The 24503-nt window shown below is 72.2% G+C and carries 31 protein-coding genes; 13 read left to right on the top strand and 18 right to left on the bottom strand.

Going from position 1 to position 24503, the window contains the following annotated elements:
- Nucleotides 1-45: 45 nt before the first annotated feature.
- Genes GA0074694_RS20700 through GA0074694_RS20685 form a run of 4 tightly spaced genes read right to left on the bottom strand, consistent with a single transcriptional unit; the run spans nt 46 to nt 3461 of the window.
- Nucleotides 46-942 carry an inositol monophosphatase family protein gene (locus GA0074694_RS20700; RefSeq protein WP_245714825.1) on the bottom strand — a complete coding sequence of 299 codons (897 nt, stop codon included), beginning with the start codon at nt 940-942 and terminating at the stop codon, nt 46-48.
- A gap of 20 nt (nt 943-962) precedes the next feature.
- Nucleotides 963-1616 (bottom strand): hypothetical protein, encoded by a 654-nt coding sequence (locus tag GA0074694_RS20695; RefSeq protein WP_091460920.1) that lies wholly within the window; start codon nt 1614-1616, stop codon nt 963-965.
- On the bottom strand, nt 1613-2614 hold the full coding sequence (locus GA0074694_RS20690; RefSeq protein WP_091460918.1) for a hypothetical protein: 1002 nt from the start codon (nt 2612-2614) through the stop codon (nt 1613-1615). Before GA0074694_RS20690 ends, GA0074694_RS20695 begins: the two co-directional genes overlap by 4 nt.
- A 55-nt stretch (nt 2615-2669) precedes the next feature.
- On the bottom strand, nt 2670-3461 hold the full coding sequence (locus GA0074694_RS20685; RefSeq protein WP_091460915.1) for a class I SAM-dependent methyltransferase: 792 nt from the start codon (nt 3459-3461) through the stop codon (nt 2670-2672).
- Between the two features lie 194 nt (nt 3462-3655).
- Between GA0074694_RS20685 and GA0074694_RS20680 the strand changes: the two genes are divergently transcribed.
- From GA0074694_RS20680 to GA0074694_RS20635, 11 genes are all read left to right on the top strand, one after another.
- A complete protein-coding gene (locus GA0074694_RS20680) occupies nt 3656-4636 on the top strand; it encodes an AraC-like ligand-binding domain-containing protein (RefSeq protein WP_091460912.1) in 981 nt (326 codons plus the stop codon).
- A gap of 152 nt (nt 4637-4788) precedes the next feature.
- Nucleotides 4789-5802: a hypothetical protein gene (locus tag GA0074694_RS20675; RefSeq protein ID WP_091458378.1), complete on the top strand. Its 1014-nt coding sequence runs from the start codon at nt 4789-4791 to the stop codon at nt 5800-5802.
- Between the two features lie 117 nt (nt 5803-5919).
- Nucleotides 5920-6078, top strand: coding sequence for a hypothetical protein (locus tag GA0074694_RS31865; protein WP_176737907.1), 159 nt, complete (start codon nt 5920-5922; stop codon nt 6076-6078).
- Nucleotides 6075-6437 carry a hypothetical protein gene (locus tag GA0074694_RS20670; protein ID WP_091458380.1) on the top strand — a complete coding sequence of 121 codons (363 nt, stop codon included), beginning with the start codon at nt 6075-6077 and terminating at the stop codon, nt 6435-6437. Before GA0074694_RS31865 ends, GA0074694_RS20670 begins: the two co-directional genes overlap by 4 nt.
- Nucleotides 6434-6859, top strand: coding sequence for a hypothetical protein (locus tag GA0074694_RS20665; RefSeq protein WP_091458381.1), 426 nt, complete (start codon nt 6434-6436; stop codon nt 6857-6859). The genes GA0074694_RS20670 and GA0074694_RS20665 overlap by 4 nt, the downstream gene beginning before the upstream one ends.
- A complete protein-coding gene (locus tag GA0074694_RS31860; RefSeq protein ID WP_091458382.1) occupies nt 6856-7068 on the top strand; it encodes a hypothetical protein in 213 nt (70 codons plus the stop codon). The genes GA0074694_RS20665 and GA0074694_RS31860 overlap by 4 nt, the downstream gene beginning before the upstream one ends.
- Nucleotides 7065-8429 (top strand): ABC transporter permease, encoded by a 1365-nt coding sequence (locus tag GA0074694_RS34275; protein WP_425413599.1) that lies wholly within the window; start codon nt 7065-7067, stop codon nt 8427-8429. Before GA0074694_RS31860 ends, GA0074694_RS34275 begins: the two co-directional genes overlap by 4 nt.
- On the top strand, nt 8426-8614 hold the full coding sequence (locus tag GA0074694_RS20650) for a hypothetical protein (RefSeq protein ID WP_091458384.1): 189 nt from the start codon (nt 8426-8428) through the stop codon (nt 8612-8614). The genes GA0074694_RS34275 and GA0074694_RS20650 overlap by 4 nt, the downstream gene beginning before the upstream one ends.
- Nucleotides 8615-8698: 84 nt before the next feature.
- Nucleotides 8699-8932, top strand: a complete 234-nt coding sequence (locus tag GA0074694_RS20645) for a hypothetical protein (RefSeq protein WP_141714118.1) — start codon at nt 8699-8701, stop codon at nt 8930-8932.
- A 218-nt stretch (nt 8933-9150) separates the two neighbouring features.
- Nucleotides 9151-11199 (top strand): FtsK/SpoIIIE domain-containing protein, encoded by a 2049-nt coding sequence (locus GA0074694_RS20640; RefSeq protein ID WP_091458388.1) that lies wholly within the window; start codon nt 9151-9153, stop codon nt 11197-11199.
- A 107-nt stretch (nt 11200-11306) separates the two neighbouring features.
- Nucleotides 11307-11549 (top strand): hypothetical protein, encoded by a 243-nt coding sequence (locus GA0074694_RS20635; protein WP_091458390.1) that lies wholly within the window; start codon nt 11307-11309, stop codon nt 11547-11549.
- Nucleotides 11550-11610: 61 nt separating this feature from the next.
- Here the strand turns inward: GA0074694_RS20635 and GA0074694_RS20630 are convergent, their stop codons facing one another.
- The 9 genes from GA0074694_RS20630 to GA0074694_RS31845 all read right to left on the bottom strand — a co-directional run bounded on the left by GA0074694_RS20630 (nt 11611) and on the right by GA0074694_RS31845 (nt 17588).
- Entirely contained in the window at nt 11611-11883 is a 273-nt protein-coding gene (locus tag GA0074694_RS20630) for a hypothetical protein (protein WP_091458392.1), read from the bottom strand.
- Nucleotides 11870-12046, bottom strand: a complete 177-nt coding sequence (locus GA0074694_RS31855) for a hypothetical protein (protein ID WP_176737908.1) — start codon at nt 12044-12046, stop codon at nt 11870-11872. The genes GA0074694_RS20630 and GA0074694_RS31855 overlap by 14 nt, the downstream gene beginning before the upstream one ends.
- Nucleotides 12043-12444 carry a hypothetical protein gene (locus GA0074694_RS20625; RefSeq protein WP_218105690.1) on the bottom strand — a complete coding sequence of 134 codons (402 nt, stop codon included), beginning with the start codon at nt 12442-12444 and terminating at the stop codon, nt 12043-12045. Before GA0074694_RS20625 ends, GA0074694_RS31855 begins: the two co-directional genes overlap by 4 nt.
- 275 nt (nt 12445-12719) lie before the next feature.
- On the bottom strand, nt 12720-13292 hold the full coding sequence (locus GA0074694_RS20620; RefSeq protein ID WP_091458395.1) for a hypothetical protein: 573 nt from the start codon (nt 13290-13292) through the stop codon (nt 12720-12722).
- Nucleotides 13293-13399: 107 nt separating this feature from the next.
- Nucleotides 13400-14038, bottom strand: a complete 639-nt coding sequence (locus GA0074694_RS20615; RefSeq protein ID WP_091460910.1) for a hypothetical protein — start codon at nt 14036-14038, stop codon at nt 13400-13402.
- Nucleotides 14035-14592, bottom strand: coding sequence for a hypothetical protein (locus GA0074694_RS20610; RefSeq protein WP_091460908.1), 558 nt, complete (start codon nt 14590-14592; stop codon nt 14035-14037). The genes GA0074694_RS20615 and GA0074694_RS20610 overlap by 4 nt, the downstream gene beginning before the upstream one ends.
- Nucleotides 14589-17222, bottom strand: a complete 2634-nt coding sequence (locus GA0074694_RS20605; RefSeq protein ID WP_091460905.1) for a phage/plasmid primase, P4 family — start codon at nt 17220-17222, stop codon at nt 14589-14591. Before GA0074694_RS20605 ends, GA0074694_RS20610 begins: the two co-directional genes overlap by 4 nt.
- Nucleotides 17219-17395: a hypothetical protein gene (locus GA0074694_RS31850; RefSeq protein WP_176737955.1), complete on the bottom strand. Its 177-nt coding sequence runs from the start codon at nt 17393-17395 to the stop codon at nt 17219-17221. Before GA0074694_RS31850 ends, GA0074694_RS20605 begins: the two co-directional genes overlap by 4 nt.
- On the bottom strand, nt 17385-17588 hold the full coding sequence (locus GA0074694_RS31845; protein WP_176738043.1) for a helix-turn-helix domain-containing protein: 204 nt from the start codon (nt 17586-17588) through the stop codon (nt 17385-17387). The genes GA0074694_RS31850 and GA0074694_RS31845 overlap by 11 nt, the downstream gene beginning before the upstream one ends.
- Nucleotides 17589-17717: 129 nt before the next feature.
- On the opposite strand from GA0074694_RS31845, the gene GA0074694_RS31840 reads away from it, so the two are divergent.
- Entirely contained in the window at nt 17718-18302 is a 585-nt protein-coding gene (locus tag GA0074694_RS31840; RefSeq protein ID WP_176738042.1) for a hypothetical protein, read from the top strand.
- A 124-nt stretch (nt 18303-18426) separates the two neighbouring features.
- Here the strand turns inward: GA0074694_RS31840 and GA0074694_RS20595 are convergent, their stop codons facing one another.
- Entirely contained in the window at nt 18427-19845 is a 1419-nt protein-coding gene (locus tag GA0074694_RS20595) for a recombinase family protein (protein WP_176738041.1), read from the bottom strand.
- Between GA0074694_RS20595 and GA0074694_RS31835 the strand changes: the two genes are divergently transcribed.
- On the top strand, nt 19759-20469 hold the full coding sequence (locus GA0074694_RS31835; RefSeq protein ID WP_176737954.1) for a hypothetical protein: 711 nt from the start codon (nt 19759-19761) through the stop codon (nt 20467-20469). The genes GA0074694_RS20595 and GA0074694_RS31835 overlap by 87 nt on opposite strands.
- Here the strand turns inward: GA0074694_RS31835 and GA0074694_RS20590 are convergent.
- The 4 genes from GA0074694_RS20590 to GA0074694_RS20575 form a co-directional block, all read right to left on the bottom strand.
- A complete protein-coding gene (locus GA0074694_RS20590) occupies nt 20405-21622 on the bottom strand; it encodes a sensor histidine kinase (protein WP_091460899.1) in 1218 nt (405 codons plus the stop codon). The two genes, GA0074694_RS31835 and GA0074694_RS20590, sit on opposite strands and share 65 nt — an antisense overlap.
- Nucleotides 21615-22310 carry a response regulator transcription factor gene (locus tag GA0074694_RS20585; RefSeq protein WP_091460896.1) on the bottom strand — a complete coding sequence of 232 codons (696 nt, stop codon included), beginning with the start codon at nt 22308-22310 and terminating at the stop codon, nt 21615-21617. Before GA0074694_RS20585 ends, GA0074694_RS20590 begins: the two co-directional genes overlap by 8 nt.
- Before the next feature lie 9 nt (nt 22311-22319).
- Nucleotides 22320-22982: a VanZ family protein gene (locus tag GA0074694_RS20580; RefSeq protein ID WP_091460893.1), complete on the bottom strand. Its 663-nt coding sequence runs from the start codon at nt 22980-22982 to the stop codon at nt 22320-22322.
- A gap of 127 nt (nt 22983-23109) precedes the next feature.
- Nucleotides 23110-24381 (bottom strand): serine hydrolase domain-containing protein, encoded by a 1272-nt coding sequence (locus GA0074694_RS20575; RefSeq protein ID WP_091460891.1) that lies wholly within the window; start codon nt 24379-24381, stop codon nt 23110-23112.
- Between the last annotated feature and the right edge of the window lie 122 nt (nt 24382-24503).

Raw genomic sequence — 24503 nt, 5'->3', positions numbered from 1 at the left:
CGCACCGAGGCGACGCCCAGCACGGGGCCCGTCCACCGTTGCCGTTCACCAGCCGACGGTGGCCAGGCTGATCGGCGTGAGGTGGCGGACCTGCGGCTCGATCCACTGTGCCACGGTGACCAGCTTGACCAGCCGGTCGATCGTCTCCGGCGGGCCGGCGACGAAGCTGCGCCGGTCAGCCGGGCACCCGTACCGGTCGTCGAAGCAACCACCGTCGAGGGCCCGGACCACCATGCCGGCCTCGGCGGCCACCAGCATCCCGGCCGGCAGGTCGACCGCCTCCGGGCGGTAGCCGACGATGCCGTCGATGTCGCCACGGGCCAGCATCACCCAGGACAGCAGGGGCGCCCACAGTTGCAGCACACGCCGCGCGGTGGAGTCGAGCACCACCTTGAGGGCACGGGCGGTGCTGTCGTCCCGGCGTACCTCGTGTCCCTGGGTCCAGGCCAGCACCGGCGCGGCCGGCACCGGCCGGTGCGGCGTACGCAGCGGCTGGCCGGCCAGGCCGTCCACGTGCACGAGAGCGCCCTGGCCACGGACGGCCGACCAGGTCCGGCCGGCGACCGGGTCGTGCACCACCCCGAGCACCGGCGAGCCCCGGTCGCAGAGCGCGATCCCGACCACGTACGTGGGCAGCCCGATCGCCACGTTGTTGGTGCCGTCGAGCGGGTCGACCAGCCACGCCCAGGAGTCGCCGGCGGCGTACTCGCCGCCCTCCTCGGCGATCACGCCATGCTCCGGCCAGCGGGCCCGGATCCGGTCGACGATCAGCCGTTCGGCGGCCAGGTCCAGGTCGGTGACCAGGTCACCGGAGTCGTTCTTGGCCCGGGCGCGCATGTCGCCCCGGGCGCCCCGGCGCAACAGCCGCCCGGCGGCCTGGGCGGTTTCCACCGCGAACCGGTGCGCGTCCCGCAGGTCCGGCCCGCGTCTGCTCGGCTCCACGTCCCTGCCTCCTCCAGCCCTCAGCCCCGTGCCACCAGTCGAGCGATCTCCCGCGCCGTCCGGGCGGTCTCCGCCGCGTCGCAGCGATCACGGCGTACCCGGTGGCTGCGCCCGTCCACCGCGCCGAGGCTCAGGTCGCACAAGCCGGGCGTGGCCCGCCCCAGCACCACGGTCACCGCCGGCTGCCCCGGGTCCACGTCGGAGGTGTGGAAGCCACCGGCGCGCAGCGCGTACGAGTTGCCGGCGGAGTGCGTCTCCACGGTGGCGGGCGCCGCCGTCACCAGCCGGTCGGTGGCCGCCATCTCGTCGACGTCGCCCCGGCTGTGCACCTCGTACACCCGCCAGGCGGGGTCGGCGGGCACCTCGGTCACCTCGATCAACTCGTTGCGGATCCGCCCGTGCAGCACGTGGCTGAGCAGGTCCCAGCTGTGCGAGTGCATGGTGGACGTGGTCGGCCGGACGGCCGGGGGCTCGGCCGGCCAGGCGTGCACGCAGATCCCGTCGGCGCCGGTGCGGTTCACCGGCAGGCAGGTGAAGCCGAGCGGGTGCCGTACGGCCCGCAACGGCCGGCGCCGCTCGGCGACGTCGTCGAGGACGTCCAGCACCCAGTCACGGAGCAGCTCCGGCCGGGTGCCCCGGTCGATCTCACGTTCGAGGTCGGCGTAGCTCATCATGCGTACGGGTTCCTCGCCTGGATGGCCCGGCTCACGATGTCGGCGATCTCGCGGTCACCGAAGGACCGGGGTAGTGGCAGCCCGAGCGCGCTGAACAGCCGGCGGACCTGCTCCACCGAGGGCTCGTCGTCGAGGCTGACCTGGCCGGCAGCCTCGATGGGCACCCGTCGGCTCTGCTCACGGCTGTACTGCAACTCGATGTTGTAGCGGTTGTAGTAGAGCTCCCTGCGGTCGATCCTCAGCGCCGGGGTCTGCGGATTCTCCTGTGTGATGATGACGCAGCTCGAGGAGAGGTCGTAGCGGAAGGTGGTCATCTGCGCGGAGACCCGGACGTCGATGGTGAGCAGCCCGGAGCGCTGCCGGTGCCAGCAGGCGGCCAGCACGGTCGCGTAGGACTCCTTGCGGGTGCGGTCGACGGTCCACCGCTCGCCCGGCGCGTCCGGGGGGAGGCTGCGCCGGAACCGTGCGTACCGCTCGCAGACCTCCTCGTCGGTCGGGTCGATGATCTCGATGGCGAAGTGCAGGGTGGCGTTACGCTGGCGGGCGTGTTCCAGGCACTCCGGCAGGGTGACCGCCCGGGTGTAGGTGCCGGTGCCGCCCTTGAAGTTCCACCGATCGGTGTGCCGGCGGGCCTCGGCCAGGGCCTGCCCGACCTCGCTGCCGTGCAGGACCCGGACCATGGAGACGCTGTCGATCGCCTCCCGGGCCCGGTTCAGCGCCCCCTCCGGTCCGGTGATCTCCTGCATCTGCGGCACCAGCTCGGCGAGCCGGTCGCGGGTGTCCCGGACCGCCTGCCGCACCTCGCGCTCGGCGGTCTCCCGGCGCAGCCGGTCGCGCAGCACCGCCTGGGCGAGCACACCGAGGATGAGCAGGGTGGCGCTGTTCACCACGTCCTGGCTGACGCCGTTGTTGAGCCCGAGGATCGCGACGATCAGGGCCAGGAGCAGCCCGATGAACGCGTCGAGATTCTTGACGACCCAGGTGAAGAGGCCGGCCATGACGTCCCCCGGTCGACGACGGAACCTCCATGATAACCCTTTGTCAATATGGTGATCACGCGTTGTTCCGCAGCCCCGTGTCCTGGCGCGACGGTGGGTCGCCCAGCCGCCGGGCGGCGCAGATCAGCGACCCGCCGAGCCCCGGCGCGACCCGGGCGAGCAGCCGGGAGGTCACCCAGCGCCCGCCGGGCAGCCGCCACCCGACGTGGTTCGACCGTAGCGCCAGCGGCGCGAACCCGGCCCGGCGCAGCACCCGCCGCAGCAGTGACGCGGTGAACGGCCGGATGTGCAGCCAGAGGTACGGGTGCAGCGGATCCACCTGGCGCGGCGCGCGGCCGGCGAGGAACGCCAGCCGGTCCTGGACGGTCGCCAGGTTCGGGGTGGTGAGCACCAGCAGCCCGCCCGGGGCGAGGACCCGGTGACACTCCCGCAGCAGCGCCACCGGGTCGTAGACGTGCTCGATCAGCTCACCGGTCAGCAGCCCGGCGAAGCTGCCGGTACGAAACGGCAGGCCACGGGTGGCGTCCAGACAGACCGGCAGCGCCCGACCGGCGGTGGCCCGGCGGGCCGCGTCCAGCGCGGCCTCGGCCATGTCCGCCACCACGAGCGGCACGGGCAGTTCCGTCGGGTCGACCAGGCTGCACGGTCCGCTGCCCAGCTCCAGCACCGGCCCCGCGCCGAGGACCCCGTCGACCATCAGCCGGGCCGCGACCGCCCGGCGGACCCGGTGGTACGGGTCGTCGACGTACCCGTTGACCTGCGCGCCGTCGTGGTAGCTACGCCGGTTGGCACGCCGGCCGTGCGCCTGCGCGCTGCCCGACGAGGCCCCGGTCGGTGGCTCGGCCATCGCACCCTCCACTGCGGGCACCGCCTCCGGCGACGGCGACCGTATCCAGCCTCGCACCATCCGACGGCGACCGGTGTGCCCGCCGCGACGCCCCCCGCTCCTGCCGGCGCGACCGCCGGGCGCCGACCGAGGCGCACACCGCGTGTCGGCTTCTGTGCTGGTGGTGATGCTCCGACGCGCGACACCATGGAGCCATGGACGTGGTCAGCACCGACGAGGTCCCCCCGGCGGAACGGTTCACCTACTGGCGCGAGGTGATCTCGAAGCTCTCCGTGCCCTATGACCTGCGCTGCGACCCACGTGTGGCGAACCGGTTCTGGGCGCATGCCGGCTTCAGCTCGTTCGGCCCGGTACGGGTGGCCCTGGCGACCGTGATGCCGCACTCGCTCCACCGCACGCCCAAGCTCATCCGCCAGGCCGATCCGGAGGTGTTCGAGGTCGTCTGCACCATCCGCGGCGGCGGCACGGTGACACAGGACGGCCGAAGCGCGGACGTGGGCGGCGGGGACCTGGTTCTCCTCGACCCCTCGCGTCCGTACCGCATCGAGCCCGCACCGCACATTCCGCGCAGCCGCGTCCTGCTCCTGCACACCCCGCGCTCGCTCCTGCTGCTCCCCCGGAAGGACATGCGGAGACTGACCGCGGTGCGCATCCCGGGTGATCAGGGCGTCGGCGCGCTGACGTCGCAGTTCCTCCTGCACCTCGCGGAGCGCATGCCCGAGCTGGGTCCCTCGGACGCCCTGCGGCTGTCCACCCTCACCCTCGAGGTGCTCGGCACCGCGCTCGCCCACGCGCTGGAAACCGAGCACGTGCTGCCGCCCCCCACACGGCAGCGCGCACTGACGGCGCAGATCAGGGCCTTCATCCGGACCCACCTGGGTGACACGCGGCTCACTCCGGACGCGATCGCCTCCGCGCACCACGTCTCTCTGCGCTACCTGCACAAGCTGTTCCGGCAGGACGGGCGGACCGTCGCCGGCTACATCCGCGAGCAACGTCTGGAGCAGTGCCGGCGCGACCTCGGCGACCCCCGCCTGTGTGCCCGCTCCATCCAGGCGATCGCGGCCCGGTGGGGGTTCACCAGCCCCGCGCACTTCAGCCAGGCGTTCCGCAGCGCCTACGGCCTCTCCCCGCGCCAGTTCCGCCAGCAGACCATGAGAGTGCACGCAGACTGAACGACTGTGCGCGCAGCCGTAAGGACATCCCGCGTCAGGGCGTCCATCCTCGGGAGAGCGAGCCTATAGTCAGGGCGGAACTGGACAGCGCGACCGACCGCCGGACTACAACTGGCGACGGTCGTTCCACCCTCCACAGATAGGGCCTGGTCATGACCATCTCTGCTGTCCGTCCCGTCCGCTCGACGGACAGCCTCATCGACGCCCCGACGATCCCCGGTCAGCGTCCGGCCGTCGAGCAGTTCTCCCCGCTGAACCTGGCGTACCGCTCCCGGAGCACGTCCCTGGCCGTCGAGCTGGGCCGCCGGGCGTGGGACCTGATCCGCACCAGCCCGGCCCCGCTGAGCGACGCGCAGCTCGCCGCCCGCCTCGACGCCACCGCCGACGAGGTCAACGACGCCGTCTCCGCGTTCCTGGCCACTCAGCCCGCCCCGCCGTCGTCCGACGTGCTCGACCTGGGCCGCCGGGTGGAGACGCTGATGAACACCACCGATCTGACCGCCGACGAGATTGCCGCCCGGGTGGGCCGTCCCGCCGATGAGGCGTTCGACGCCCTGCTGGACCTGATCTGCTGGCAGGAGGGCGCGCTGAACCTGGTGCGCGGGTGGGAGCGCAAGCCGGCCCCGTCCGTCGACTGGTTCGGCCGTCCGGTCACCGCTGTCTGCTCGGTGGCGTGGTGCGACGGCCAGTGCGTGTGCGGCGGCCCGGCCGAGCTGGGGCACTCCCGGAAGCTGTTCGAGGACCAGGTGCGCGACGGCTGCCACATCGGCCAGTACCGCCGGTTGATGGCGATGATCCAGCAGACGGAGTCTCCGGAGCTGCCGGGCGGGTTCGACGACACGACCGTCTACGTGACGACCGGCGACACGGACGCGTACGGCGTCGACCTGGACCTCGACGAGGCGGAGGCGTTCGCCCTGTCGATCCTGGCCGGTGTCCGGGCGGCCCGTGCCCGCACCACCGGGCAGTCCGCGCCGGCCGGCACCGCCTACCGGGTGGACGTGTTCACCGCCGACGACGTCCTCATGACGTCCCGCACCGTCACCGCGGCCGACGACCGGTCCGCCGAGGTGGCCGCGCGCCGGCTCGTCGACGAGCTGGGCGGCGCGGTCATGGCGGCGGTGTTCACCGCCAGCTTGGTCTACGTCGGCACCGTCACCGCCTGACGGGTACGCGCTCACCGCGTACCCCTGCCCGGTGGGGGTGTCATCAGTAGTGACACCCCCACCCCGGGCTCCCCTCTCCCCCTTGTTCTCCACCCCTCGCGTGAGGAGGTGCCCGTCGTGGGTGCCCGAATCGACCGCCTGGTGAAGCGGACGGTGCTGATCTGCGCCGTTCTGGCCGGGCTCGCTTTCCACCACAACCACGTGACGTACCCGTGCGGCGACCAGCTCGGCGCCGGCGGCATGTGCGTCCCGATCTCCCAGGAGTGGACCCGATGAACGACACGACCACCGACCCGCGCCGGAAGGCGTTCGACCTGGCCGCCGCCGGCATCGCCGCCGGCTTGCCCGTCCCGCTGTACGTGCGGGTCGCCGCTCACGACGGGCCGCTGCCCGCTGGCCTCACCCTCCAGTGCGGCGACGACGACACCGACACCGTCGACCGGTGGGCGGCCTGGCTCGGCCTGCCCCGCCCCGCCCTCGTCGACCGCCCGCTGGACGGCAGCGGCGGCCGGTGGTTCCAGCCGTACCAGTCGGCGGGATGGAACCACCCGGTGACCGGGGGGCACACGCGGGTCGTCTCCTACTGCGACGTGCCGGCCCCGGCCGACGCCGAGCGGCCGGCGGTGACCCGATGAACAACAACCCGACGATGGGCGCCGCGGGTGCCCCGCTGGACCTTGGCGACGGGCTCACCGTTGACCTGATGGAGAAGACTCCCGGACGGCCGGTGGTTCTGGTCGAGCAGTGGCCCCAGCAGTCCGACCCGGCGCCGGCGGACCCCGACGTGGCGCTGATCCTGTCGCCGTACCGGGCGGCGGTCCTGGGCGGCACCCTGACGCACCTGGACGCGTTGACCCGGGCGGCCCGCCTGGAGCGGGCGGTGATGGACATGGCGGCCCGGTACGGCCTGTCGTGCATGGACCAGGGCCTGTCCGACCCGGGCACGCCGGAGTGCGACCGGGCGGACCGGGCGGCGGCCCGCCAGTTCCGGGCCCTGTCGCGGCTGACGATGGCGCTGCGTGCGGTGGCCGTCGAGGTGGCGGGGGGTGCGGCATGAACCCGCTTCTGTTGATCCTGCTCGGCGGCCCGGTCGCCATCGGCGGTCCGGTGGCCGTGGCGGTGGCCCTGTGCGAGCGGCACGCCAACCAGTCCGCCGCCGCGATCCGCGAGCACTTCGGCCTCGAGGTCGTCGACCAGGTCGACGAGGGCGTACACGGTGTGGACACCCCCACCGCGCCCCGACCGGTGAAGGTGGTGGCCCGGTGACCGCCCCGACGATCAACGGCACCCGCTACCCGCAGCCGGTGGAGGACCTGCTGCCGGCAGCCCGGAAGCTGGCCGACGAGCTGGGCGACGTGCCGTCGCGGAACCGGCTGATGCGGGAATTCCGGATCGGTGCGCCGAAGGCCGACGAGCTACGTACCCGGCTCATCGAGGAGAAGGCCCAGGAGATCGGCACCCAGGAGTACGAGGAGCACCTGCGCCGCCGGCTGGCCGAGAAGTTCGACTACACGCCGCCGGACGAGCGGCCCGCCGAGCGGGAGCCGCTGCCGCACCTTCCCGGGCTCGACGGCCTGGAGATGGTGCGCGCGGCCGTCGACCTGGCCGACCGGCGGGGAGCGACGCCAACCGCCGAGCAGCTCGCGGAGGCGTTCGGCATCGACGTCGACCGCGCGGGCCTGTTGGCCAGCCTGGCGGAGGTGGCCCGCCAGCGTCGCGCCGCTGGTCTCCCGGTCGACCTCGGCGAGTCGACCGCCGAGGAGCCGCCGGTGGACCCGTGGGACTACGCGGAGCCGATCGGCCCGGAGTCGCCCGCGGAGTACCACGAGCGGGCGCGGGAGGACATCCACGGGAGGCTGGAGGAGGCCAAGCAGGCGGGCCGGCTGACCGGGTTCGGCATCCACCCGGACCGCCCCGGACCGACCGGGGCGGACCCGACCGGCGACGTACCCGGGTACGCCCCGGTGGGCGAGCCGGGTACGGACGCGGTCGACATCCCCCTCGACGACGACGCCCCGGCCACCCCGCAGCCGCCGCAGACCGCCGTCCAGACCGCCCCGGACACCCGGGTACGTATCGACACCGACCACGCTCCGGAGGTCACCGAAACGGAATCCGCCGCTGAGCCGATCGAGCAGGTGGAGACGGTCGGACACCCGGGTACGAAGATCACGAGCCGGACCGCTCGGCCGCTCCCGGTGTGGCCGGTGTGGCTGCTGATGCTGCCCGCGTTCGTCGCGGTGTGGGCCGGGTGGGTGGAGCTGGGCAAGCTCACCGGGTTCGGCCCGGTGGACCTGCTGCCCGGGTTCACCCGGGACAATGGCGAACCGCTGGCCACCCTGGACACGGCGATCACCCTGCCGATCGGCATGGAAACCTACGCCGGGTACGCCCTGTACGTGTGGCTGTCCGGGCGGACCACCGGCCGCGCCAAGCGGTTCGCCATGACGTCCGCGCTGATCGCGCTCACCCTGGGCGGCGGCGCGCAAATCACCTACCACCTGCTCACCAGGCCGGACACCGGTGCCGCCCCGTGGCAGATCACCACCGTCGTCGCCTGCCTGCCCGTGGTGGTGCTCGGCATGGGTGCCGCCTTGGGCCACCTCGTCCGTGAGGAGACCCGATGAGCGCCGTCAGCAGCCAGCACATGCACGGACACTGCGACACCTGCGGCCGGTGCGCCCAGGACGACGGCGCGTCCGGATCCCGGATCCGGTCGGTCGCCGACCGGCAGCTCCGCCGCGCCGGGTGGACCGCCGCCGGCAACCAGGTCGGCTGCCCCGACCACCCCGTCACCACCGACCAGAGCTGACCGTCCTCCGTGGCCACCGGCACCCATCACTGCCGGTGGCACGCGGAGCCGGCCAGAGCCGGACCGATACGAAAGGAGATGGCCATGGCCATCACGAGCTGCGAGAGGTGCGGAACCACGAAGTTCCGCAGCGTGTCCACCGACGCGACGGGCACCCTGGCCACCTGCAAGGACGGGCACCTGTCGTTCGACGGCTCCACCGCCACCGGCGGGGACATCAACATCGGCAGCGTCAACGTCAAGGGCGGCGCGTCCGCCATCGGCCACGGCGCGGTCGCCATCTGCCACACCGACGGCCGGAAGAAGGGGCGCCGCTGATGGCGCACCGGTGCGGACGCTGCGGCTGCATGCACTCCCAGTCTGGCGGCATCCCCGGCCGCGGCTGCCTGTCGTGCGGGTGCGCGTGCGCCCCCCTCGACGGCGGTAAGACGTGCCGCTGCTGCAAGGCCAGCGACAAGTAGCACATCGCGCGGGGCCCGGCCAGCCGGCACAGCTACGGCCGGGCCCCGCATCCCCAGCAACGAGGAGCAACCATCATGACCCAGCAGATCCCCCAGCAGCGCGACGACCGGGAGACGGTGGCGATCGAGGCCACCCGGGAAGGCGGTCCCGTTGACCCGCCCGTCACCTCGACGACGTTCGCGGACATCACCAGCCGCCGCGACGTGCGGCCCATCCTGCCGGCGGCGTTGCGGTCCCGCGCCGGGTGGGTCGGCCTGGTCGTCGACACCGCCCGCCTGGCCGTGCACGCGTCCGGGTTCCACGCCGTCCGCCTGCCGCTGTACGCCGGCCGGGCCGCCATGTACGCCCCGCGCGGTCTGTGGCGGGCCCTATACCTGCCCGTGCGGTGGGCCAGCGCCGAGGAAGGGAACTGGCACCTTCGGCAGCAGGCCGCCAACCGCAACGACCCGCAAACCTGGTTGGCCCTCGACGAGCGGCGCATGCGGCACAGCTCGTGGCGGTGGCCGGTCGTGATCACCCTCGCCTTCGCGGTCGCAGTGTCCGGCGTGACGTTCGCGTACTTCGCGCCCGGCGGGCGGTGGGTGATCGTCGGCGCGCTGTTCCTACTCGCCGGATGGATGGGACGGCCCGCCGACAAGCCGATCGTCGACCGGGTCACGTTGGGCGGGACGTACGTGCGGCTCACCGCCGACCTGACCCGCGCCGCCCTCGTCGCGTGTGGGGCCGGCATCAAGGACCCCGCCGCGGTGACGTTCCCCCGCGAGATTGCCCGCGACCCCGCCGGACGTGGCCACGTGGCCGTGATCTCGCTGCCGGCCGGGGTGGTGGCCACCGACGTCATCGACCGCCGTGACCGGCTCGCCGCCGGGTTCCGGCTTCCCGTCGACCAGGTGTGGCCCGACCCGGTGCGCGGCGAGCACCCCGGCATGCTGGAAATCTACGTGTCCGACAAGCCGGTCAGCGCGATGCGGCAACCGCCGTGGCCGCTGCTGGAGGAGGGCACCACCGACTACTTCGAGCCGTTCCCCTACGGGGCCGACGTGCGGCTCCGCCCCGTCACCTGGTCACTGGCCGAACGGAACAGCCTGTTCGGTGGGGTGCCCGGCTCCGGCAAGTCCCTCGCCGCCCGCAACGTGCTGCTGGGTGCGGTGCTCGATCCGCTGGTCATCCCCGTCATCAGCGAGCTCAAAGGCTCCGGTGACTACGACTGCTTCGAACAGCTGTGCCCGCCCGGCATGTACGTGTGCGGCGCAGACGAACGGTCCATCGCCCGCACGTTGGACATCATCGAATGGCTGTACGGGCTGTGCGAGGAACGCGGCCCCCTGGTCGCCAAGTACGCCCGCGCCGGCATGAACAGCGTGAAGAAGGTCAACCGGGCCATGGCCGAACATGACGAACGGCTCCGCCCGGTGGTGGCGATGTTCGACGAGGTACAGGAGTTCATGTCGTCGAAGCACGGCATCAAGGGGCCGGGTGCGCCGATGCTGCTGTCCACCATCAAACGGGCCCGCGCCCTCGGCATTCACGTCATCGTCGCCACCCAACGCTTCGACAAGGACTCCTTGCCGAAAGCGATTTCCAGCCTGATCACCAACCGGGCCGCCCTCGCGGTCCCGGCGCAGCCGGAAACGGACATGATCCTCGGCACGTCGGCGTACCGCACCGGGGCCCGGCCGACGGCGTTCGTGCCCGGTGAGGACTCCGGTTGGATGGTCCGCGCCGGGTTCACCGCCGGCTACGAAACCGTCCGCGCCGCGCTCGTCGACGACGACCAGGCCGCCGCCGTCTGCGCTCGTGCCCTGGCGCTGCGCTCCGGTGTCCGCCCCGAGCCGGGTCCGGTCCGCGTGCACGCCCGGAACCTGCTCGACGACGTCCGTCGGGTGTGGGACGGCAGTGAGCCGGCCCTGTGGTCGGAGCTGATCGTGCCGCGGCTACGGCACCTCGACCCCGAGGTGTACGGGGACCTGACCGTCGAGATTTTCGGCGCTCGGATGGCCGCCGCCGGGGTGCCCACCGCCGACATCGGACGCCGCATCGACGGCAAGGCCACCACCCGCAAGGGCGTCCGCCTGGCGGCCCTCGACGCCCGGATCAAGGCCGCCGAACTCGAATCGCGCTAGCACCCGGCAGGGGCTAGCGATAGCCCCACCGCTAGCCCCGCTGGCCAGCGGAAACGCGGCTAGCCCCACCAACCCACCAACCCCCGAAACCCGCCCCAGGAGGGCACATGCAGGCCACGTTGACCGCTATCGCAATCGGCACCCTCGCCGCCCTCGGCTACGCCGTGTCGTGCGCCGTGTGGCCGTTCGCCCGCTGCTGGGTGTGCGACGGCAAAGCCCACCACACCCCGAAGGGCAACACCCGGATCTCCCGCCCCTGCCGCTGGTGCAAGGCCACCGGCCGGCGGTTGCGGCTCGGCCGCCGCGTCTGGAACCGCATCAGGGTCGCCCACCACAACGGCACCCGCTGACTCACAGACGCAGCGAACGGCCCGCCAGGGACGATCCTGGCGGGCCGTTGTTGTGGCAGGGCTACGGATGCCGCTCCGCGCTCTCGTGATCGGTCCACCGCGACCACTCGGGGCGGAACGTCTCGACGTAGCTGCGGCCTGTCTCGGCGCACCAGCGGCGGCGGGCGTGCAGGTGCCGGCGGAACGCCCGGATGTGCCGCCACGACGGCCACGACTCACCCGCGTGATGCGGCGGCTGCTGCTCCGACTCGTCCGCCCAGTCGGCGTACCGGAACCGCACCAGCGTCGGCGGCGGCCCGTCGCCCAGCGGAACGGGCCGCTCACGCCGCCGCATCGACGCCCCAGCGGGCCCGGTGCGCGTCACGGCGGGCGAACAGCACGTCGAGCACCCGGTAGCCGTTCTGCGCGCACCACGCCCGGGTGTCGGCCGCCGGCACGCCCTGGGCGAGCAGCCACGCCGGCATCACCGGCCGTTCGCCGTCACCGCGGCGCCTCACGCCACACCCCGAATGCCGTACGCGCCCCGGGCGGCACCACGACGCTGTGGACGCCGCAGGTGCGCCGGCTGGTCGCCTTCCTCACCCGCCGGCAGACGCAGCGACGCCGACAGCCGCGACAGAGCGATCCGCATCTGCCGGGCCTCCACGATCGCCGGGTGCACCCGCTGAGTCAGGCCCGGACCGGGAACCATCGTCCCCTCGGCGGCGACGATCGCCGCCAGGTCGTCGAGCAGGTCGACGGTACGGACCATCTCCCGCAGCAACGCCACCTCGTGTTGCTCCAGCTCGTACACGTCGAGCACCGACCGCCACAGCCTCAGCCCTGACTCCCGGGTGCCAGGGGGCGGCAGGGCGATGTCACCCTCAGTGGTTTGGTTACTGTCTGTTACTGCCACGAGCAGACTCCAATCGGACTCTCGTTCGATTCAGACCACAGCCGCACCCGAAAGCCTGGCCCCGGGGGTCCGGAGGCCGACTGGTCTTGCGTGTCGACCCCATCCCCCTCACCGTGCGTCACCAGGGGGATGGTGACGCACGGTGAGGTTCGGCGCTGGTCGGTTCATCGCGCGCGATGGAATTGACCCGCTCACCGACCATCGATCCACTGACCTGCGCAAGCGTTGACGCAGCAGCGGTGACGTTGACGCCGGGCATGGGGGTCAGCGGCCGTTCACCGGGCGCGTCCGGTGCGTGCGTCGCGCCGGGCCTTGGCCTGCTGCACCCAGCTCGTGTCGTACCGCGCGGGCGCGGGGACGTCGGGGGCGTCGGCGGTGAGGATCTCGCGCCCGCGGCGGGTGTCCTCGAGGTCCTGCACGGCCGAGAAGTAGCGCAGGGCCTCGGCCTTGGTGCGCCCGGAACGCGGGTCCTGCACGTCCTGGAGGGCGGCGTGGTACCGCTGGGCCTCGGCCCGCGCCTCCTCCTCCTGCCTACGCGCCCGGGTGTCCTCGAGGTCCTGCACGGCCGAGTAGTACGACAGCGCCTCGGCCTTGGTGCGGCCGACCGCGGCACCGCCGGTGCGCCACACCTCGGCCGGGTTCACGACCGCGCCCTGCTGCTCGGCCAGCAGCATCGCCGCGCGGATGGCCTGTTCCTCGGCGGTGCCGGCGACGGCACGGCGCCGCTGGTTGTCGGCGGCGAGTTCTCGCAGGTAGTCGCGGTTGTCGGCGTCGCACCGGGCGCGCAGGGCCGGGGACATGCGGTCGTAGCTGGCACCCCAACCGCCGGGGGTGGTGATGGTGTCCATGTCTTCTCCTTGTGCCGCATCGTGTTCGGCGGGTGGCCCGGTGCGGCTCCGGGCTTCCGCCACCTTCGTGACCGTCACGGCACGAAGTCGTCTGAGAGGGCGCCCGTTCACCGGCGGGGCCCTTTGCCCCGGCCGCGTCCACGTCGACCGCGTGGGCGGGCCCTTCCCGTACCCCTCGGCCGGTCCTGTTCGGCCGTCTGCGTGGCGCTGAGCGGGCCGGGGTCGGCGGTGATCGGCTTGCAGTCGCCGCACACGCCGTACTGGTAGACGAGCGGACCGAGCTGCACCATGCCCGGGTGGATGCCGTCGCCGTGCTCGACGCCGGCGCACACCCTTCCGCAGGCGTCGCAGGTGCGGTCCCGGTCGCTGCCGCGAGGCAGGGCGGTCAGGTAGGTGCAGGCGTGGCAGACGATGAGGCCGGGTTTCCACGCGGCGGCCACCACCGGGCGCGGCCGGTGCGGGTCGGGTTGGTGCCGGCACGTCGACGCCCGGCCGCCGATCCATGCGGTGACGGTGTCGAGCAGCGGCAGGCGCAGCCATCCGGGCACGTCAGCGGCGTCGAGGCCGCAAGCGTTGCTCTCCCCGAACACAGTCCGCGCGGTGTCGGTCATCAGCCGGTGGGCGTCGACGCTGGCCGCGTCGACCTGGTCGACGACGTGTACCGGGGCGTGGGCCCGAAGGTACGCGGCCAACTCGGCGTAGCGGGGGTGCAGCATCAGCGCTTCGAGGGCCAGGGCGGGGTTCACCGGGCCAGCCCTTCGCCGAGGGACTGGCCGGGCTGCCACGCGGTGAGTGCCTCGGCCCACGCCTCCGCACCTACGGCGGCGGGGCCGAGGGCGGCGACAAGGTGAAGCAGCGGGTAGGCGAGGCGGGCCACGTTGGTGGAGGCGAGCACAGCGGCGGCGCCCCGGTGGTCCCCGCGGTGCATGGCGGCGAGGCAGGCGATGACGTCGGCGTTCGCGTCGTCGAAGTCGAGCAGCGCCGGATCGATGTCGGCCGGGGCCTGGTGGGAGGGGGTGAACGGTTCGTTCACCCTGGGGTGGGCGGTGCCGGCCTGGGTGAGCTGCCGGAGGTTCCACGCGGCGTCGTCGTCGGTGGGCCCGTAGGCGAACCGCCGGTCGGGATCGAACGGGAGCGCCTGGGGGCCGTCGGGGGTGTCGATGACGGGGGTGAGGTGGCCCCATCCCTCGCCGGGGTTGCCCCAGCCGACGACGGGCCAGGTGATGAGGGTGCCGCTGTCGGGGGTGGTGTAGGCGATGTGCTGGGCGCCGTGGTCGTCGTTGGGCTGGTAGGTGGTCATCGGGTTGCCTCGCAGTTCTGGTAGTGGGCGGCGGCGTCGTACGGCCAGCCGCAGTCGGGGCAGGCGGGCGGTTCCTCGGGCCACAGCGGGACCGACCCCGCCTCGCGCTCGATCGATGCCCGCTGATTTGGCAAGGGTGGCAAGGCAGAGTCTGGTGAACTCTCGCGCGTATAGGAATCTCTGTTCACCGGAACTTGCCTTGCCACCCTTGCCACCGGGTCGCCGTCGCCGCTTTCGTCCAGGTCAGCGGCTCGATCCGTCTCGGTGGCGAACCGAATGCCCAACCACGCCGTGTAGCGGGCTGGTATCGCTGCGCTGTTGAGGTTGAACGTCTCCGTGGGACGGCGTGAGAGCCCTGTCCGGTCCCGCATCTGCCGCTTCTCGACGCGGTGTTTGGCCAACTCGTCGTGCTCTCCGAAGCGGCTGGTGAACATCTTGTCCGCCCATGCGCGGTGGCCCCGGGCGGTCAACCACTCGTTGAAGTCGGCCAGCAGCTCTGTGGAGATGACGTGGCTGTCGCGGTCGGCCACCAGGCGATCGTCGACGTAGGCCAGCACCAGGTCGGATTCGGCCCGCCACGCGCGGGTTGCCTCCACGACCCGCGGCGGCTGCTCCGGCATCACCCGCCCCGCCTGATACCAGCGGTGGGCACCCTCGACCATCCATGCGAGGGCAGCCTCACGGGCCTGCTCGCTGGCCATCAGCCGCTCACGCAACGTCGGGTCGCCGAGCCGGTCGTCGGGCCCGGTGAGGTCCGCCTCGCGCTTGACGAAGCGGTACGGGAACCGGACCAGCGCCAGCCGCCGCCACGTCCCGTGGTCGGTTTCTTCCACCACCGGCCGGTAGTTCGTCGACAGGAACAGGCTGTGCGTGGCCGTGAACGTGACCGAGTCCTGCCGGATGTACCTGGCCTCGATCTCCGGCGTGCCGACGACCTTCTTGAGCCGGCCGACGGACAGCCGCCGCGCCTCGGGCGTCTCCTCGACCAGCGCCAGCCGTGCGCCACGCAGCTCCATCAGTTCGGTCGGGTGCGCCCCCGCGTCGGCCAGCAGCACCCGGTCGGACACGAGCACGTAGTAGCTGCCAAGGACCTTGCTCGCGGTTCCGAGGACGGTGGTCTTGCCGTTCTCCCCGCCGCCCTGGTTGACGACCAGCACGTCGTCGGGCGTCATGTGGCCGGTGATGCCCTGCCCGACGCGCACCTGGTACCAGTCGCGCACGTCGCCAGGGATGGCCTGTAGCGCGGTCGTCCAGTCGGGGTGCACGGCGTTGGGCCGGTAGGCGACGGCGGTCATCTTCGTGAGCAGCAGTGCCGGGTCGTGCGGCATGAGCTGCTTGGTGCGGAGGTTGACCACACCCGAGGGCGTGTTGAGCAGGTCGGGGTGCTGATCGAAGCTGGCCGCGTCCTGGAGGAGAATGCCCTTGGCCAGTGAGGCGATGGCACCGATGCGGCCCCGGCCGAGCAGCCCGGATAGCATCTTGCGCCGCTCGCCGGCGGCTCCGGCCTGCACTTCGCGGCTGAACAGGTCGAGCACGTACTGCCGGACGACCTCGACGACGGCGGCTTCGTTGCTGCGCCTCCACACCTGGCCGTCCCACTCCATCCAGCCGAGGGCGGCGGTCCAGCAGAACCGGTCGCCGAGCACTCCGGTGCTGATGGTTTCGGCCATCCGCGCGTCAGAAAGGTCGTCGGCGGCCCCGCCGGTTGCCGGCCGCTCGGCGCCCGTGGCCGTGTTGCGACCGGGCTTGCCCCACGACCGGGCGACCTCGGCGGCGACCCGGCCGACGTACTTGCTGTGCCGCTCGCACCAGGGCGTGAGGACGGTGACGGCCTGGCCCTGGGTGAGTCCGGCCTCGGCGAGCTCCCGCACGATCCGGTGGAACCGTTCCGACCGGTCCCCGGGGTCCGCGTCGAGCAGCTCGGCGACCCGGCGCGGCAGCGGGCCGGCGAGGGGTTCGGCGGCGACGGCCGACAGCGGCGGCGCGGCCTTCACGGTGAGCGCGTCGGCCAGCCACCCGGGCAGCTCGGCGAACGGCGCGGCCGGGTCCTCGGGGGCGTAGACCGCGCCGGACTGGTGGACGCTGCCGGGCCCGACGACGTAGCCGCCCACCCCGCGTACGTCCACCCCGGCGGGCAGTGCACCGCGGGCGGTGCCGAGCTTGCTGCCTCGGGGGGCCCGGAAGTACAGGTGCCGGCCCCCGCCCGCCCGGCCGGTGGCCACGGTGAAGGTGCGGGGGATCGTGTGGCCGTGCTCGTCGGCGTACCGCTGGAACGCGCCGGGTGTGTCTTCGTCGATGACGAGCAGGTGCGAGGCGCGGCAGTCGATGCCGTAGTTGCGGAGGGTGCCGGCGAAGTGCGCGGCGATGTCGACGACCTTCGCGGTGGACTCGATCGACCACTTCCCCACGGCCGGGTGCTTGCCCCGTTTGGTGCAGGCGTCGGGGTCGTGGTCGGGCGTGCGCACTCCGACGCACTTGGGCAGTTCGGGGTGGTCGACGGGGAAGATGTAGCAACCTCGGTCGACCATGGCCAACGCAGCGTCGAGGGTCGTACCCCCGTCGTAGGTCTCGTCAACCTGTTCGCCGGCCGCCTCGTTCACCGCGAGGCGGCCGTTTTGCGTGATGCTCATGCGGCGGCCGCTCCCTGCTCGCGGGCGGCCGGCGCGGTCCGCTGCCGGGGCGCCGGGCGGTCGGCGACCGGTCGGAGGATGGTGGCGAGCCGGGACCGCTGCCCTTCGCTGAGCGGCGGAGCGGCGTCGACCAGGCGGCGGATGTAGTCGGCGTGCGGGTGGTCAGGCAGCATCGACGGTCACCGCCTCGCCCATCTGCCGGGCCAGGTACTCGTCGGCGGCCTTGACGGGGATGCGCCTCAGCGCGCCGATCTTCACTGACCGGAGTTCGCCGGAGTCCATCAGCTTGTAGATGGTGCTCTTGCCGCACCGGAAGAGGTCGCAAACCTCGTCGATGGTGTAGAGCCGGTTGTCCGTGGTCGCCACTTCCGTACCTCCGAGGGGATGCGCGGCTTGACCGAGTAAGCCGCGCTGATCTTCGGAGGTAGATAAGCACGTCCAGGGGGGTGTGCGCAAGCCGGCTCGCTTACGCGGGTGTGCGTCGGTGCTTGCGCGGTGAAGTCGCGCGGTGCGATGCTGGCCGGCATGCGTTGGGTGGAGTTCGGCTCGCAGGGCTGGGTGCGTGTGAACGGCCTGAGCGACGGTGACGAGAAGTTCGTCGTGATCGCCAAGACGAAGGAGTGGGAGGGCCGCCGGATCATCGTTGACCTGGTCATCAGCTCCGACCCCTGGTCGCCGGGGGTCACTGCCGGGAAGTTGAAGGCGGTCCCGATCGGCTGGATTGAGAGCGCGGTCAACACCCCTGAGGCTCTGGAGTGGCTCGCCCAGCGGGACGACGGGGACCAGAAGGCCGACCCGACGCGGACGGCGCTGCACGAGCGCAAGCGCGAGTACTTCGAGCAGCTCGCGCCGTTCAGCACGGAGGAGATGCCGAAGCTGACCAGGCCGGACGGCACGAACCCGGATGGCTTCTACCGCCTGGTGGCTGCCGCGTACGTGGCTGCGGTGGCCAGCTCGGGCAAGCCCGCTGCGGTGATCGCGGAGCGGAGCGAGGTACCGGTGGCCACCGTGCACCGGTGGATTGCTGAGGCGCGGCGGCGGGGTTTCCTGCCGCCTGCTCGGAAGGGCCGGGCCGGCTGATGCGCGGGCACGGCAGGGCCTAGGATCCTGCATGGGTCTGCTCGCTTTCTGTGGGAGCGGAGCGGATCAAGTCGTCCCCGGCAGGCGTTGCAGTCGCCTCGCCGGGGGCGCGTTCAGTTGTGGGTCAGTGCTTCCATTCGATCTCGACCGTTTCCGGTCGGAACGTTCGTGTACCGCGCCCAGGAGGGTGCAGGCGAACGGTCATGAGCGTGTCGATCACGGCGCGCTGCCGTTCGACATCAAGGGCATCCCAGGCTGCGCGGATGTCGTCGGCGTCGATGAGCGGGCCGAGGATGTCGACTCGTCCGGCGTCGGCCAGCTTCGCCTCTACCGCCGCGATCTTCTCGGCGAGTCGGCCCGCCCGGTCGCGTATCTCAGCGTCGGTGTAGGTGCCGTCTTCGACCAAGCCGAGCAGCGCCTTTCGTCGACCGCGCAGGGCAATTGCTTCGGTGCGGAGCTGCTCAACGTCGGCTCGGTCGCGGTCGATCAGGAGGTCCCGGGCGTCCGGCCGACTGAGACGCTCCAGGGCAACGGCGGTGACGAACTCGTCGACCGGCTCGGCGGCCCGCCCGACGTGTCCGTACGCGGCTCGGCACCGGTACGTCCGGTAGCCCTCTCGGCCCTTCCGGCTCGGCGCCGCGCCGGCGTGCACGGTGGCCGGGGTGTCCTCACCGCAGACGCCGCAGAAGGCGAGGCCGGTGAGCAGGGACCGACCGCCACGCGGCGGGTTGGCACGTGCAGGGTCGGCGATCACCGCGACGGCGGCCCGCCAGGTCGACTCGGGCACGATTGCCTGCCACTCGGCGGCGGCCATCACCTGCTGGCTCTTACCGCGCCCACGGGCGCGCAGACCGGCGTACCGAGGGTTCAGCAGGGTCGGACGGACGGTCTGTGACGTCCAGAGCGACGGGCTCCCGTCGCGCTTGCCCTGGGGCGTGTGGAGGCCGCGGGTGTTCCAGTCGCGGGCGACGCCGCCGAGTGATACCCCGGTGAGCACGGCCGCGTAGGCGTCGCGGAGGGCCGCCGCCTCTGCCTCACGGATCGTGCACCCATCGGCCTCGTATCCGAAAGGCCGGCGGCCACCTACCCATCGTCCCTGCTCCGCGGCTTGCAGCGCGGCCCGCCGCTGCCGGTCGGACTTCACCGCGATCTCGTTGCGCGCCACGCCGGCGAGGATGTCGGCGATGAGTCCGCCGGCCGGGGTCGACAGGTCGAGGTCCGTGCCACGAACGAAAGCGAGGGTGATCTTCGCGCGCTCTCCGGCCTCCAGTAGACGGACCGTATCGCGCCGGTTCCGGCTCAGCCGGGTCATGTCCCACGCGATGACGGCCCCGACTTCTTGCGCCTCGATGGCGGCTAGGACAGCTTCGAACTGGGGCCGCTGCCGCTTGCCCGATGCACTGGTGTCGTTCTCCGGCAGCTCACGGATCACCTCCCATCCGCGCAGCTTGGCGAGTTGGCGGGCGTCCGCGAGTTGGCGGGCGATGCCAAGCTCTTCGCCGGACCGATCCTGCGACTGTCGAACGTAGATCAGGGCCTTCACATCGGCGAGTATTGCATACTTGCCAGAGCGGGCAGGGAGGCGTTCGCCGGCCTGCCGGCACCGGACGCCGATTCGGAGAGGAAGGGACCCGAAATGCCACGAGCATGGAGACGTCCATCGAGCGGACGCACGAACAGAACCCCACGGTCGCGGTCTCGTGCGCTGGCCGTTGTCGCCGCCCTGACCGTGCTGATCTCGGTGTTCCCGACGGCCGCCCCCGCGGCACAGGCCACGGGAACACGCGGGACGGCCTCGCGCACGACCGACGTCGGAGCGACGGCCTGGACACCGATCATCAGCCCCTTGTACACCGACCGCGAGGAGCGCCGGTTCGCGCACGTGGACACGGACGACCGGAACCTCCTCATCGATCTCTGCCCGAGCGGGCGACTCTGCGTTGCCGCCGGTGAGGGTGACGGTCGGCACACGGTCTTCTACCTCTACTACTGCAACGAACGATCGCTGACCAACTTCATCGGCGACGGGTCCGCCAAGAACGCCCAGACCGGCAACGCCAGAGCCCTTCTGCTGAACCAGAACCGGGTCATCCAGGTGGTCCTCAATCCGGACCCTGATCCGGTGCGCGTCGACTGGGACCCCATCTACTACATCGATCCCTGCTGAGGCCGTCAGGCTCGGGAGGGTGTCCACCCGCGTCCCCGGACCCGCCGGGAAGCCGGACCGTGACGACGAGACCGCCGTCGGGCCCGGGGACGAGGTCGAGGGTCCCGTCGTGGCCACGGACGATGCTGTGCACGATGGCCAGGCCGAGACCGACGCCGGCGTGTTCGTCGGTGCGTACGCGTTCCGTCCCGCGCTGGAAGGGCTCGACGAGGGTCGGTACCAGGTCGGGTGGGAGCCGGCGGCCGGTGTTCTCGATCCGCAGCACGCTCGTGTCACCGTCGGTGGCGGTGTGGACGGTCACGGTGCCGCCGGCGGGGAGGTTGTGGACGATGGCGTTCTGGACGAGGTTCGTCACCATCCGCAGCAGGAGTTCGGCCGAGCCGCTGGTGCGGGCCGCCCCGCCGGTGACGTCCAGCGTCGTCCGACGCCGTTCGGCGAGGGGAAGCAGCGTCTCGGCGGCTTCCTCGGCGACGAGCGAGAGGTCGACGATCTCGCGGGTGACGTTTCCGCGGCCGCCCCGGCTGAGCAGCAGGAGGGCCTCGGTGAGGTCGATCGCCCGCTGGTTGACGCGGTGCAGTCGTTCGATGAGTTCGCCCCGCACGTGGGTGGGGTCCTTGCGGGCGACGTCGAGGAGCGTCCGCGAGATCGCGAGCGGAGTGCGCAGTTCGTGGGAGGCGTTCGCGGCGAACCTCCGCTGCTCGGCGACGTGGGACTCGAGTCGTTCGAGCATCGAGTCGAACGCGTCGGCCAGTTCCCGGAACTCGTCCTGGCGGCCCTCCAGACGAATCCGGTGGGACAGTGATCCGTCCGCGGCCACGCGGGTGGCGTCCGTGATGCGGGTCAGCGGCGCGAGCATCCGGCCGGCGAGGATCCATCCGCCCAGGAGGCCGAACACCAGCAGGAAGGCCAGCACCACGGCTGCTCTCGGGGCGAAGGCGCGGAGCAGGTCGAAGCGGTTCGGTACGAACATCACGGGGACGGGTAGACGGGAACCACCCGGTGCGGGCATCCGGGGGTTGTCGACCACCTCGGGTACGTACCGCAGCAGGAACACCCACACGGTGACGAGGAGCAAGCCACCGGCCAGCATGACGAACCCCGCATAGCTCAGGGTCAGTTTGAGGCGGGCGCTCAGACCGGGCTCCCTATCCACGGTCCCCTCCCGTGGGCCCGGTGCCGGGTGCCGCCTCGATCCGGTAGCCGACGCCGGGCACCGTGGCGATGATCCAGGGTTCGCCGAGCCGTTTGCGCAGCGCGGAGACGGTGATGCGCACCGCGTTGGTGAAGGGGTTGGCGTTCTCGTCCCAGCCCCGTTCCAACAGCTCTTCGGCGCTGACGACCCCGCCCTCGGCGGCGACGAGGACCTCCAGCACGGCGAACTGCTTGCGGGTGAGCGCGACGTAGCGTCCGTCGCGGAAGACCTCCCGGCGGAAGGGGTCGAGCCGCAGGCCCGCGATCTCGCGGACCGGCGGCCGGGCGTACCCCCGTCTGCGGTCGAGCGCCCTCAGCCGCAGGACGAGTTCCCGCAGGTCGAACGGCTTGGTGAGGTAGTCGTCGGCGCCGAGCGCGAACCCGGAGGCCTTGTCGTCGATCCGGTCGGCAGCGGTGAGCATGAGGATCGGGATGCCGCTGCCGGAGGCGACGATGCGCCGGGCGACCTCGTCGCCGGAGGGGCCGGGGATGTCGCGGTCGAGGACCGCGAGGTCGTAGGAGTTGACGCCGAGCATTTCCAGGGCGGTGTCGCCGTCGCCGGCGACGTCGGCGGCGATCGCCTCCAGCCGCAGACCGTCACGGACGGCTTCGGCCAGGTAGGGCTCGTCCTCCACGATCAGTACGCGCATGCCGGAACCCTATGACCTCGTGGTGGCCCACCAGCGGCGCGACGCCAGCGCGGCCAGCCCGGCGCCGGTGGCGTTGACCAGTACGTCGTCCACCGAGGACACCCGGTCCAGCCGCAGCACGTACTGCGCGGTTTCGACCAGCATCGAGCAGCCCGCCCCGAGCGCCAGGATCCGCGGCACGGACGCCAGGGCCGCGAACCGGATCGGAGCGAAGAACCCCAGGGCCGCGAAGATCAGCAGGTTGCCGCCGATCCCGACCGGCCCCATCGTGACCAGGTCCCGTAACGGGACCAGACTCACCCGGCCGGGGACGATGCCGGCCCCCGGCCCCGGCATCAGGGTCAGCCACACCATCGGCACCGTCCCGTAGGCCATGCCCACCTCAGCCAGCGACCTCCGCCGCGCCGACGTGACGCCGGCGGCACGCCGCCGGTGCGCCAGGGCCCACACCACCAGTGCGGCCAGCGGCAGCCCCACCAGCATCATGAGCACCACGCCGTTGAACGTGTCGTAGCAGCCGTGCCACCGCCCGGCCAGGCACCTCGGAGCGGCCATCAGGAGCGGTCGCCGCACGGCGGACGCCGTGCCCGCCAGCCCGAGGACGGCCAGGCTGACGAGCACGGCCCTACGCGTGCGGCGGGACGGCGCGGACGGGGATGCGCTGTGGTTCATGCCCCCATCGAAGCCGGAGGAGTGTTGCGGTGGCGTATGCGGTTTTCCTTACGCCCGCGATACACGCGGTGCCCGGTGGCGTCGCGGGTCGAACGACATCGGATCGCCCCGCCAGGAGCCGGACCACTCAGCGACCGCCCCCGCCGCCGGGTGGGTCGACCGGCCCGCCGGTGACGGCCTCGGCCTCCCGCAGGCAGATGTCCATCAGCGGCACGCCGTCGTGGTTGCTGAGGACGACGCCGACCCAACCGGTGTCCGGGTAGATGCTCCAGTTGGCGCCGATGCCCCCGGCCCCGCCGCCGCGCCCGATCACCCACTGGCCGTTGATGATGCTGACCGGCATCGTGTACGCCCCGAACGACGTGGGCTCTGGGCCGGGGAGCTTGGCGCCGGCGAACAACTCGGCGTAGGGGCGGTCCAGCACCGTGCCGTCGCGCAGCGCTTCCGCGAACCGCACCAGGTCCGGCGCGGTGGCGAAGCCCTCCCCCGAGGCGTACCCGATGAAACTGCGGCCCGGGTTCGGGCCTCGTATGTGCGGGTCCAGGCTGCCCTTGTCCAGGTTGCGGACGGCGTCCACCAGGCTGCCGTCGGCCTGCCGCATGTACGGGTGCGCGATGTGCTCGTCGGTGAGCCACTGGTCCCTGGTGTAGAACGCCGAGCCGCTCATGCCGGAGCGCCGGAAGACGTGCTCGTGCACGTAGTCCCAGAACGTCATGCCGGACACGGCCTCCACTGTCTGCGCGGCCATGGCCAGACCGACGCCGCCGCCGGGGAGGTGGCCGTTGGACCCCGCGCCGGGGACTCCCACCAGCGTCGCCTGCCGGGCCCACCGCTCGTGGTACTCGTGCGCCTCCTCCCGGCTGTGGAAGACGCGTTGCCAGTCCGGCATCGGGGCGTCCAGCCCGGACGTGCTGGTGAGCAGGTGGTGGATGGTCACCTGCTCGGCGATCTCCCTGGCGAAGCCCGTCAGGTGGGCACCCACCGGGTCCGACAGCGTCAACCGGCCCTGCTGCACCAACTGCAGGACGGCCACCGACAGGAAGGGCTGGCTCCCCGACGAGAGGTTGAACGCGACGTCCTCGTGATTGCGGATCCCCCTCTCCCGGTCGGCCATGTCGTAGCTGCGCGACAGCACCGTCCGGCCCCGGTACGACAGCAGCACCACGCCGGAGAACCTGCCCTCGGCGGCCAGCCGCGCCACGTACCGGTCGTAGGCGCCGCCGGGCCGGGTGTCCGGCGGGATCCGGCCGTGTCCGGACGGGCCGGCGGGGGTCGAGTCGGCGTGGCCGACCCGGGCGCCCACCAGCGACCCACCGGCCGCCACCACACCGACGGCGGCCGCCCCGCCCCATCTGACCAGCCGCCGCCGGTCGACACCACGTGCGGTACCCGAGTCCATGTTCACGCTCTCTTTCCCGGTCGATTCCTGCACTCCGGTTCGTTCCGGTACTCAAGCCGTACGACCGTTGCGGTGGCGTATGCGATTTCCGATACGCCCGCGATACACGTTCCGGGAGGAGC

Source organism: Micromonospora inyonensis, from assembly GCF_900091415.1.
GTDB classification, from domain to species: Bacteria; Actinomycetota; Actinomycetes; order Mycobacteriales; family Micromonosporaceae; genus Micromonospora; species Micromonospora inyonensis.
Note: the sequence above shows the minus strand (reverse complement) of the source record. Positions and strands in the feature narration are given on the sequence as shown.